General features: G+C 71.8%; 7 protein-coding genes. 4 read left to right on the top strand and 3 right to left on the bottom strand.

Going from position 1 to position 10401, the window contains the following annotated elements; all coding sequences use genetic code 11:
• Positions 1 to 225 precede the first annotated feature (225 nt).
• From phnA to CCS38_RS33950, 3 genes are all read left to right on the top strand, one after another.
• Positions 226 to 1506, top strand: a complete 1281-nt coding sequence (gene phnA / locus CCS38_RS33960; RefSeq protein ID WP_223737345.1) for a phosphonoacetate hydrolase — start codon at positions 226 to 228, stop codon at positions 1504 to 1506.
• Between the two features lie 143 nt (positions 1507 to 1649).
• The gene (locus tag CCS38_RS33955; protein ID WP_223737333.1) at positions 1650 to 2978 is read left to right on the top strand and encodes an MFS transporter; all 1329 of its coding nucleotides are present in this window, start codon (positions 1650 to 1652) and stop codon (positions 2976 to 2978) included.
• A gap of 61 nt (positions 2979 to 3039) precedes the next feature.
• Positions 3040 to 4176, top strand: coding sequence for a TIGR03364 family FAD-dependent oxidoreductase (locus CCS38_RS33950; RefSeq protein WP_223737331.1), 1137 nt, complete (start codon positions 3040 to 3042; stop codon positions 4174 to 4176).
• Positions 4177 to 4262: 86 nt separating this feature from the next.
• On the opposite strand, the gene CCS38_RS33945 is transcribed toward CCS38_RS33950, so the two are convergent.
• Both CCS38_RS33945 and CCS38_RS33940 read right to left on the bottom strand, forming a co-directional pair.
• Complete coding sequence (locus CCS38_RS33945; RefSeq protein WP_223737329.1) at positions 4263 to 5711, bottom strand: glyceraldehyde-3-phosphate dehydrogenase; 1449 nt, start codon at positions 5709 to 5711, stop codon at positions 4263 to 4265.
• 106 nt (positions 5712 to 5817) lie between these two features.
• Positions 5818 to 7296 carry an aldehyde dehydrogenase family protein gene (locus CCS38_RS33940; RefSeq protein ID WP_223737327.1) on the bottom strand — a complete coding sequence of 493 codons (1479 nt, stop codon included), beginning with the start codon at positions 7294 to 7296 and terminating at the stop codon, positions 5818 to 5820.
• A gap of 216 nt (positions 7297 to 7512) precedes the next feature.
• On the opposite strand from CCS38_RS33940, the gene CCS38_RS33935 reads away from it, so the two are divergent.
• Complete coding sequence (locus tag CCS38_RS33935) at positions 7513 to 8403, top strand: LLM class F420-dependent oxidoreductase (RefSeq protein ID WP_223737324.1); 891 nt, start codon at positions 7513 to 7515, stop codon at positions 8401 to 8403.
• A 16-nt stretch (positions 8404 to 8419) separates the two neighbouring features.
• On the opposite strand, the gene CCS38_RS33930 is transcribed toward CCS38_RS33935, so the two are convergent.
• Positions 8420 to 10255, bottom strand: a complete 1836-nt coding sequence (locus CCS38_RS33930) for a SpoIIE family protein phosphatase (protein WP_223737323.1) — start codon at positions 10253 to 10255, stop codon at positions 8420 to 8422.
• Positions 10256 to 10401: the final 146 nt, after the last annotated feature.

Raw genomic sequence — 10401 nt, 5'->3', positions numbered from 1 at the left:
CTGTGGGGGCGGCGCGGGACGGGCGCGCGACACTGACCACGGGCGCGGCGGCCCCCGGCGACCCTCGGCCGGTCGCCGGGGGCCGCCGCGTCGGGCCATGAGCGGTATCGGGCTATGAGCGGTATAGGGATTCCGGTGGTTCTGCCGGGGGCCCGGGCGGTGTTCCCTGGTGGGGCAGGGCGGCGCGACCGGCCGCCGACTTCGACCTCAGGGGTGGAACCGCACATGAAGGAAGCTGGTGCCGAGCGGCAGTCCGGGACGCGGACCGAGCGGCTGACCGTCAACGGGCGCGGCTACGCCTGGCCCGCCCGGCCCGTCGTCGTGGTGTGCATCGACGGCAGCGAGGACGCCTATCACGAGCGGGCCATCGCCGACGGCCGGATGCCGTTCCTGGAGCGGATGCTGCGGGACGGCAGCGATCTGCGCGCGGACTGCACGATGCCGTCCTTCACCAATCCCAACAATCTCTCCATCGCGACCGGGGTGCCGCCGTCGGTGCACGGCATCTGCGGGAACTACTTCTACGACCCGGCCGCCGACGCCGAGGTCATGATGAACGACCCGGAGCTGCTGCGGGCGCCGACGCTGTTCGCGGAGTTCTCGCAGGCCGGCGCGGAGGTCGCGGTGATCACCGCGAAGGACAAGCTGCGCCGGCTGCTGGGCAAGGGCCTCAAGGACGGCATCTGCTTCTCGGCGGAGAAGGCCGACCGGGTCACGCAGCAGGACAACGGCATCGAGAAGGTGCTGGAGCGGGTCGGCATGCCACTGCCGTCGGTCTACAGCGCCGAGCTGAGCGAGCTGGTGATGGCGGCGGGCGTGGACGTGCTGGAGCGGGACCGCCCGGAGCTGACGTATCTGTCGCTGACGGACTACATCCAGCACAAGCACGCCCCCGGCTCCCCCGTCGCGAACGACTTCTACGCCATGCTGGACGGCTACTTCGCACGGATCGACGCGCTGGGCGCCGTGCTGGTCGTCACCGCCGACCACGGGATGAACGCCAAGAGCGACGGCGACGGGGACGCTCAAGTGGTGTTCCTGCAGGACGAGTTGGATGACCGGCTCGGGGCGGCCGCGGCGCGTGTCGTGCTGCCCATCACCGACCCGTACACGGTGCACCACGGCGCGCTCGGCTCGTACGCGACGGTGCACCTCCCGCAGGGCGCGGACGCGGACGCGCTCCGCGCCGAACTGGCCCGCCTCGACGGGGTGTCCGAGGTGATGGGCCGGGAGCGGGCCTGCGTCCGCTTCGAGCTGCCGGGCGACCGCATCGGCGAGCTGGTCGTCATCGCCGAACGCAACACCGTACTGGGCACCACCCCCGCCCGGCACGACATCTCCGGGTTCAAGGAGCCGCTGCGCTCGCACGGCGGGCTGACCGAGCAGCGCGTGCCGTTCCTGGTCAACGCGCAGGTCGGACCGGTCCCCCAAGGCCACCGGCTGCGTAACTTCGACAGTTACTGGGTGGGCACGTCGGTGGCGGCGGGGGTGCCGCTCACCGGCTGACCCACCGTCACACCCAAACTGGCTGACGCACCGTCACACCAACCCCCCTCATACGGACAGCACCACCCGGCCCCGGCGTGCCGCCGAGGCGCGCGCCGGGGCCCCGTCATGCCCGAATCCAGGCCGAGGGACAGGACTCCGCCATGGCCGACCTCGCACCGCAGTCCGTACCATCACCAAGACCCGGCCCGCCGCTCTCCACGCGGGAGGCGCTGAGGGGGATGACCCGCTGGCGCCGGCAGATCTTCGCGGTCACCTGGCTCGCGTACGCGGGCTTCTACTTCGTCCGCCAGGCGTTCTCGGTCGCCAAGCTCGGCATACTGGACGACCCCCTGGTGAACGGGGTGCTGACCGAGCAGGTACTCGGCGTGCTGGACGCGGTGTATCTGGCGGCGTACGCGGCCGGGCAGTTCCTGTGGGGGATGTGGGCCGACCGCTTCGGGCCGCGGGTGGTGGTCGCCGGCGGCATGATCGGCGCGGTCGTCGCCGCGTGCGCGATGGGGATCAGCAGCGCCGTGCTGGTGTTCGGCGGGGCGATGGTGCTCCAGGGGCTGGCGCAGTCGACGGGCTGGGCGCCGCTGTGCAAGAACATGGGCAGCTTCTTCACGGTGCGCGAGCGCGGCCGGGTGCTCGGCATCTGGAGCAGCAACTACGCGTTCGGCGGGCTCGCCGCGCCGCCGTTCCTGGGCTGGTGGGCGTACGAGGTCTTCGACAGCTGGCACGCGGCGTTCCTCGCGGGCGCGGCGACGCTGGCCGTCGTCCTGGTGCTGTTCCTGGTCTTTCAGCGGAACACGCCGCAGGACGTGGGGCTGCCCGACCCGAACCGTACGGAGGAGGAGCCCGCAGCAGTCCCCTCCCCCCGGCAGCCCGCGCTCACCCTGTACAAGGAAGCACTGCGCGACCGCATGGTGCTGACGCTCGGCGCCGCGTACTTCCTGCTCAAGCCGGCCCGGTACGCGATCCTGCTGTGGGGCCCGGTGATCGTCAGCCGGCAGCTGCCGGAGGTCGGCAAGGTGGGGGCCACGCTCATCCCGGTGGCGTTCGGTGTCGCGGGCGTGCTCGCGCCGATCGTGATCGGCTGGGTCTCCGACACCGTCTTCCGGTCCCGCCGGGTGCCGCCGTGCGTCCTGGCGCTGGCGCTGCTGACCGTCGCGCTCGCGCTGTTCATGCCGCTGACGGCGACCGGCAGCGCGGTGGTGATGATCGCGGTGCTGGCGGTGATCGGGCTGGCCGTGTACGCGGCGGACGCGATGATCAGTTGCGTCGCGGCGGTGGACTTCGGCAGCGCCGGCGGCGCGGGCACGGCCGCCGGGCTGGTCAACGGCTGCGGCTCGGTGGGCGCCATCCTCGGCGGCCTGCTGCCCGGCTTCCTCTCCGGCACCGCGCTGTTCTACGGTTTCGCGGCCGCGGCGCTCCTCGCGGGTCTGCTGATGCTCCCGCAGTGGAACCGCGTCCCCGCAGCGGCCGCATGAGCCGGGGCAGCTTCCTCATTGATCCATCCACGGTGCACCACCACTCAAGAGGGGATCATCCATGGCGACTCATCGTTGTGACACCGCCGTCGTCGGGGGCGGCATCGTCGGACTGGCGCACGCCCTCGCGGCAGCGAAACGCGGCGACCGCGTGGTCGTCTTCGAGCGCGACGACCACTCCGTGGGCGCGTCCATCCGTAACTTCGGCATGATCTGGGCGGTGGGCCAGCAGCGCGGCGCGGTGTACGAGCGTGCCCTGCGCAGCCGTGAGATCTGGCTGGAGGTGGCGGCGAAGACCGGGCTGTGGGCGGCCCCGACCGGATCGTTGCATCTGGCGCACCGTCCCGACGAGGCCGCGGTGCTGGAGGAGTTCGTCGCCACCACACCCGCCGCGAGAGAGCGCGGTACGGAAATGCTCTCCGCCAAGGAGGCGGTGGCCCGCAGCCATGCGGCGCGCCCGGACGGGCTGCTGGCCGCGATGTGGAGTCCGACGGAGCTGAACGTCGACCCGCGGCATGCGATCCCGGCGGTCGCGGCGCATCTGTCCGAGGAGTACGGCGTGGACGTGCGCTTCGGCACGACCGTGCGCGGCATCGGTATGCCGACGGTCTCGACCACGGCCGGCGACTGGCGCGCCGACCGGGTCTTCGTCTGCAGCGGCAATGACTTCGAGACGCTGTACCCGGAGGTGTTCGCGGCGAGCGGGCTGGTCCGCTGCAAGCTGCAGATGCTGCGGACGGGGGTGCAGCCCGGTGGCTGGCAGCTGGGGCCGATGCTGTGCGGCGGGCTGACGCTGCTGCACTACGCGGCGTTCGAGGGCCTGGCGGCGCGGGCGGCGCTGGACGCGCGGCTGCGGGCCGAGCTGCCGTTCCACCGGGACAACGGCATCCATGTACTGCTGTCGCAGACGGCGGACGGGCGGCTGACGATCGGTGACAGCCATGCGTACGCCACGACCCACGACCCGTTCGAGAGCGAGGAGATCAACGCGGCGATCATGGAGTATCTGGCGGGCTTCGCCCGGCTGCCGGACACCACGATCACCGAACGCTGGTCCGGCTTCTACCCGTCCCTGCGCGACGGCCGCACGGAGCTGGTGGTCGACCCGGAGCCGGGGGTGACCGTGATCAACGGTGTCGGCGGGGCGGGGATGACGCTGTCGTTCGGGCTCGCGGAGGAGAACGTCGCGGGGCACTGAGCACAGTACGCGGGCGAGTACGCGGGCGGGCCCGGCGGATTTTCTCCGCCGGGCCCGCTCCGTGCACGTGTGGCGTCCTTGGGCGATCAGGCCGCCGGGGCCGGGTAGGTCGGGTACTCCACCCCGGAGACGTGCTGGACGACGCGGATGACCTGGCAGGAGTAGCCGAACTCGTTGTCGTACCAGAGGTAGAGGATCGCGTTGTCGCCCTCGACCTTGGTGGCGCCGGCGTCGACGATCGAGGCGTGGCGCGAGCCGATGAAGTCGTTGGAGACCGCGTCGGGGGCGCTGGTGAAGTCGATCTGGCGGCGCAGCGGCGAGGTCAGCGACACCTCGCGGAGGTGGTCGAGGACCTCCTCGCGGGTGGTCTCGCGGGCGAGCTGGAGGTTGAGGATCGCGATCGAGACGTCCGGGACCGGGACGCGGATCGAGCTGCCGGTGATCTTCGCCTTGAGGTCGGGCAGCGCCTTGGCGACGGCGGAGGCGGCGCCGGTCTCGGTGATGACCATGTTGAGCGGCGCGGAGCGGCCGCGGCGCTCGGACTTGTGGTAGTTGTCCAGCAGGTTCTGGTCGTTGGTGAACGAGTGGACGGTCTCCACATGGCCGCGCACCACGCCGTACTCGTCCTCCATCGCCTTCAGCGGCGGGACGATCGCGTTGGTGGTGCAGGAGGCGCAGGAGAGGATCTGCTCGTCCGGCTTGACGGTGTCGTGGTTGACGCCGTGGACGATGTTCGGGACGTCGCCCTTGCCCGGGGCGGTCAGGACGACCTTCTCGACGCCGGGGCGCAGGTGCTTGGACAGCCCCTCGCGGTCGCGCCACTTGCCGGTGTTGTCGATGAGGATGGCGTCCTTGATGCCGTACGCCGTGTAGTCGACCTCGGACGGGTCGTTGGCGTAGATCACCTTGATCTCGTTGCCGTTGGCGATGATCGTGTTGTTCGCCTCGTCAACGGTGATCGTGCCCTGGAACTGGCCGTGGATCGAGTCGCGGCGCAGCAGCGAGGCGCGCTTCACGATGTCCTGCTCGCCGCCGCCGCGGACCACGATGGCGCGCAGCCGCAGGCCGTTGCCGGAGCCGGCCTTCTCGATGAGCAGGCGGGCGACGAGGCGCCCGATGCGGCCGAAGCCGTAGAGGACGACGTCGCGTCCCTCGCGGCACTCGATCTTGTTGGCACCGGTGGCGCCGGCGACGGCCTCGGCGGTGAACTCCGCCACCGAGAGACCACGGTCGTCCGCGCTGTACGTCTCGGCGAGCCGGCCGATGTCGATCTGCGAGGGACCGAGGTCGAGCGTGGCGAGGGCCTGCAGGAACGGGAAGGTCTCGGTGACCGAGAGCTCCACGCCGGCGATCTGCCGGGCGAACCGATGAGTCTTGAGGATGCTGACCACCGACTTGTTCACCAGGGAGCGGCTGTGGAGCAGGACGGTGACGTCCCGCTCCCGGTGCAGCTTCCCGATGATCGGGATCATCGACTCCGCGATCTCCTCGCGGTTCTTCCAGTTGGTGAACGAGTCGTCATTGACAGCAGTCACAAGTTCATCTTTCGAGCTAGGCGGTGCTCACATGATAACCCCCTTCTCATTTGATCACTCCATCGGTCCCGCTGCGGCTCTCACCTCGCAGCCGCCCGATGGCCGCCTAATAGCTGATGCAGGCCGAGTGCCACTCCGTGTAGAAGTCCCAGACCTGCGGCGAGCACTCCGGCGGGCCGTACTGGGACGCCTTGGCGCCGACGTGCGGGAGGTGCGCGTACGCGCCCACGCCTGGACGGTTGACGTGCAGCATTCCGGCCTCGAAGCGCTCGATGGCCTCGAAGGCGCGGGACTGCGAGGCGGTGAAGATCGTGCCGGACATGCCGTACTTGACCGAGTTGGAGATCCGCATCGCGTCGTCGAACCCGTCCGCGTCGACCACCGCGAGCACCGGCCCGAAGACCTCCTCCTGGGCCAGCTCGCTGTCCCAGGGCACGTCGCGGATGACGGTGGGCTGGACGTAGCAGCCGTCGGGCAGCCCGTCCCCGGTCGCCCGGCCGCCGCCGCACAGCACCTTGCCGCCGTCGCGCTGCGCCCCGGCGACGGCCGCCAGCGCCGCGTCCAGCCGTGCGGTGTTCACCACGGGGCAGATCTGCGAGGCGGGGTCGTCGCCCGGGCCGACCTTCATGCCCGCCACCCGGGCCACCAGCTTGTCCAGGAAGGCGTCCCGCACCCGGACGTCCACGACGGCCCGACTGGTGGCGCTGCACCGCTGCCCGGCCTGCCCGAACGCGCCGTGCACGACCGCGTCGACCGCCCCGTCCAGGTCCGCGTCGTCCAGCACGATCACCGCGTTCTTGCCGCCGAGCTCCAGCTGGGTACGGAGCAGCCGGTGGGCGCCGCCCGTGTGGATGGCGGTGCCGACGGGCAGCGAGCCGGTGAAGCTGATGCCGGCGACGGACGGGTTCGCGACCAGCGCCTCACCCGCCGCGACATCGCCCTGGACCAGGTTGAGCACGCCGTCGGGCAGACCCGCCTCGTGGAAGACCTCGGTGAGCAGGGCCGCGGTGAGCGGGGTGAGCGGCGAGGGCTTGAAGACGGCCGTGCAGCCGGAGAGCAGGGCCGGGGCGACCTTCCACATCGGGATGGCGAGCGGGAAGTTCCACGGCGAGACCAGGCCGACGACGCCGATGGGGCGCCGGAAGGTGTACGCGAACGTACGGTCCTCCTCGGCGGGCGCGGTGACGCCGCCGAGGAGCCGCGCCTGGCCCACGGTGAAGTCCAGCACGGCGCGGGACCGGGCCACCTCGCCGCGGGCCTCGCGGAGGAGCTTGCCCTGTTCGCGGGTGATGGCGCGGGCGAATTCCTCGGCGCGCTCGGTGAGGAGGCGGCCCGCCTCGGCGAGGATCGCGGCGCGCCGGATGGGGCCCATGGCGCGCCAGGCGGGCAGGGCAGCGGCCGCGGCGTCCGCCGCGCGGTCCACGTCGACGCCACCGGACTCGGCGAACTCGCCGAGGTGATCGCTCAGATCGGCCGGGTTGATGTTCGTACGGGTCTGCCCCGATTCGGCCGGGCTCCACCGGCCGTCGATGAAGTTCAGCAGGTGATGCGCCGCGATGGGCTGCCGCCCCGATACGTCTGCCATGCCTCGTCCCTTCGCTGGACTTTCGCCGGTCGTTCGCCGGACAGCTGTCGGCCACTGGGCTGCCGCCAGGCTGTCCCAGCGAACGCCGGGGCACCATCCGGGAATTGGCAATGCCCCCGATAGCGCTCCCCTATCTGGCACCGTGACGTCGGGCGCGGCTGGCACCCTGCCGCGCGCCGAACGGTGCCGCACTGATCGCTGACTTCAGGAGGCTCCATGACCCGGCCGTTCCGTTTCGGTGTCAATACACTCGCGATCGCCTCGGGCGCGGAATGGCGCGCCAAGTGCCGCAGGGCGGAGGCAATCGGTTACGACGTGCTGCTCGTACCGGACCATCTGGGGATGCCGGCGCCGTTCCCCGCGCTGGTGGCCGCGGCCGAGGTCACCGAGCGGCCGCGGGTGGGCACGTTCGTGCTGAACACCGGCTTCTGGAACCCCGCGCTGCTGGCCCGCGAGGTGGCCACCACCGACGCGCTCACGGACGGCCGCCTCGAACTGGGCCTGGGCACCGGGTACGTACGTGCCGAGCACGAGTCGGCGGGGCTGCCCTGGGGCGAGCCGGGCGAGCGGGTCGACCACCTGACCCGCACGATCGAGGAGCTGGACCGGCTGCTGGGCGACCCGGAGCACGTCCCGCACGCCGCGCAGAAGCCCCGGCCGCCGCTGCTGATCGGCGGGAACGGCCCGCGGATGATGCGGCTGACGGCGCGGCACGCGGACATCGCGGCGTTCCAGGGCGGCCGGCAGGCGCCCGGGAAGCCGGAGGGCGTCCTGGAGCTGGCCTCGGCGGAGCAGCTGGACGCGACGGTCGCCCGGTACGCGGAGGCGGCGGCGGACCGCGCGGAGCCGGCCGAACGCAACATCCTCGTCCAGCGCGTGGTGATCACCCATGACCGCAGGGCGGCGGCCCGCGAGTTCGCCGCCCATGACATCGGCCTGGACGAGGAGCAGCTGCTGGACGCGCCGACGCTGCTGTTCGGCACGGTCCGGCAGATCGCCGACCAGCTCCGCGAGCGCCGGGAGCGGTACGGCTTCTCCTACGTCACGGTGCTGGACGCGGCCCTGGAGACGTTCGCCCCGGTCATCGAGGAACTGCGGGGCAGCTGAGCCGCGCGCCGTCCGCTCATGAAGCCCGGCCCGGTTCCAGTACCGGTACCGCTTCCAGTACCAGGACGGCGAGGTCGTCGTCGATCGGGTCGGGGCTGAAGTCGTGGGCCGCCTGCCGCACCCGCTCCGCGACGGCCTTGGCGCCCAGGCCCGCGCAGCCGCGCAACACCTCGGCCAGGCCGTCGTTGTCGTCCAGCTGCCGGTTGCCCCGGCGGCGTTCGGTCACGCCGTCGGTCACGCACAGCAGCGTCTCGCCCGGCGCGAGGTGGAAGGAGTTGGCGCGGAATTCCGCGTGCTCGTCGATGCCGAGCAGCATCTGCGGTTCGGCGGCCGTTGCCACCGTGCCGTCGGCCGACAGCCGCAGTGGCAAGGGGTGCCCGGCGCTGGCCACGGTGACGCGCGCGCCGCCGGCGACCGCGTCGGGCTCCAGCTCCCCGTACAGCAGGCTCAGGAAGCGGGAGCCGACCTGCTCCCCGCCGACCACCACCGCTTCCGCGCCCTCCTCCGCCATGGCGAGATTGAGCCGGCCGAGCAGGGCCTCGACGCCGTGGCCCTCGCGTGCCAGCAGCCGTACGAGGTGGCGGGCCAGGCCGGTGACGGACATCGCCTCCAGGTCGTGCCCGCACACGTCGCCGAGCAGGAAGCACCAGCGGCGGTCGCCCATGGGGAACAGGTCGTAGAAGTCGCCGCCGACGCTCTGCCCCTCGCCGTGGGGCTCGTACACCAGCGCCGTGTCGACGCCCGGGATGGCCGCGAGGGACGTGGGGAGCTGTCGGCGCTGGAGCGAGTGACTGATGTCCGCCTGCCGGGTGTAGTGACGGGCGGTGACCACCCCCTGGGCCACCCGCCGCGCCACGTCCTGCGCGAGGCGCACCACGTCGCCGGTCAGCCGCGGCAGTCCCGCCCGTCCGATGAGCAGCGCACCGTGGCACCGCCCGGCCGCGACCAGCGGGAACATCAGCGCCGAGCCGCCCTTGCCGGAGCTGTCCGCCGCCTCCGGCCAGGGCCAGACGATGACGGTGGTGCTCAGCGTGGCGGGCGGCGGGCGCTCCTCCTCCAGGGCCTGGCGGAGCGTGCGGATGCGCTCCTCGTCGCGGTGCCAGACGCGGGAGAGCCGCATCCGGCCCTGGGTGGTGGTCAGCCATACGCCGCACCAGTCGGCGATCCTGGGGACCATCAGCTGTCCGGTGAGCGCCGCGATCATGTCCTCGTCGAGCTGCCCGGCGAGCAGCTCGCTGACCTCGGCGAGGAAGGACTGTCCCGCGGAGTCGGGTCCCTCGGTGGCCGGACCACGGCGGTCGGCCGGTACGGCGTCGCGGACCGCCGCCGCGAGGGCGTCGCCGGGGCCGGGCCGGGCCTCCATGGGGGTGTCCAGCCGGAACCACACGGTCTTCTCGCTGTGCTGGCAGGTCACGCCCCAGGATTCGGCCAGCGCGCGCAGCAGCCGAAGGCCGTGGCCGCGCAGGTGGTGCCAGAGATCCTGTCCGTCGTGATCGGCGCCGGAGGTGTAGCGGTCCACCACGTCGACCACGACGCCCACGTGCGGTGTCCCGCCCGGGGCGGACGGGGCGGGGAAGCCGTCCCCGGTGTCGAGGCGGCAGCCGACCTCGACCTCGAATCCGCCCTGCGCGGTGGCGGCGGTGGTCAGCTCGCTGACGAGGAGCACGGCGTCGTCGACGAGCCCGTCATTGATCGCCGGTGACCCGCTGATCGCCAGTGTCCCGGGGAGAGCCGGCTCGGCCAGTCCGGTGAGGGCGACGCGCAGGAACCTGCGGGCCGCGGAGGGCGCGAGCGCGTTGGCGGGCAGCCGGATCCGCGGCATGGAATCCCGCAGGTCGGAGGAGGTCCCCATAGGCGACTCCCGGCTCGGTTCCGGTGCTCGGCTCGCTCAATGAATGTAGCCTAAATCGCACCCAAGAGGTACATATGGTTTTATTGGCCGATTGAGGATCTTCCATTATGGAACGCGCTTCGGAATCCACGCCGGACAGCCCACCC

Source organism: Streptomyces purpurogeneiscleroticus (genome assembly GCF_020024005.1).
Lineage (GTDB): Bacteria > Actinomycetota > Actinomycetes > Streptomycetales > Streptomycetaceae > Streptomyces > Streptomyces purpurogeneiscleroticus.
Note: the sequence above shows the minus strand (reverse complement) of the source record. Positions and strands in the feature narration are given on the sequence as shown.

What these genes read in the sequence shown, in the direction of transcription:
- CCS38_RS33955 (WP_223737333.1), top strand. Translation starts at nt 1,650, where the DNA reads ATGGCCGACCTCGCACCGCAGTCCGTACCATCACCAAGACCCGGCCCG.
- CCS38_RS33940 (WP_223737327.1), bottom strand. Translation starts at nt 7,296, where the DNA reads ATGGCAGACGTATCGGGGCGGCAGCCCATCGCGGCGCATCACCTGCTG.
- CCS38_RS33935 (WP_223737324.1), top strand. Translation starts at nt 7,513, where the DNA reads ATGACCCGGCCGTTCCGTTTCGGTGTCAATACACTCGCGATCGCCTCG.
- phnA (WP_223737345.1), top strand. Translation starts at nt 226, where the DNA reads ATGAAGGAAGCTGGTGCCGAGCGGCAGTCCGGGACGCGGACCGAGCGG.
- CCS38_RS33930 (WP_223737323.1), bottom strand. Translation starts at nt 10,255, where the DNA reads ATGGGGACCTCCTCCGACCTGCGGGATTCCATGCCGCGGATCCGGCTG.
- CCS38_RS33950 (WP_223737331.1), top strand. Translation starts at nt 3,040, where the DNA reads ATGGCGACTCATCGTTGTGACACCGCCGTCGTCGGGGGCGGCATCGTC.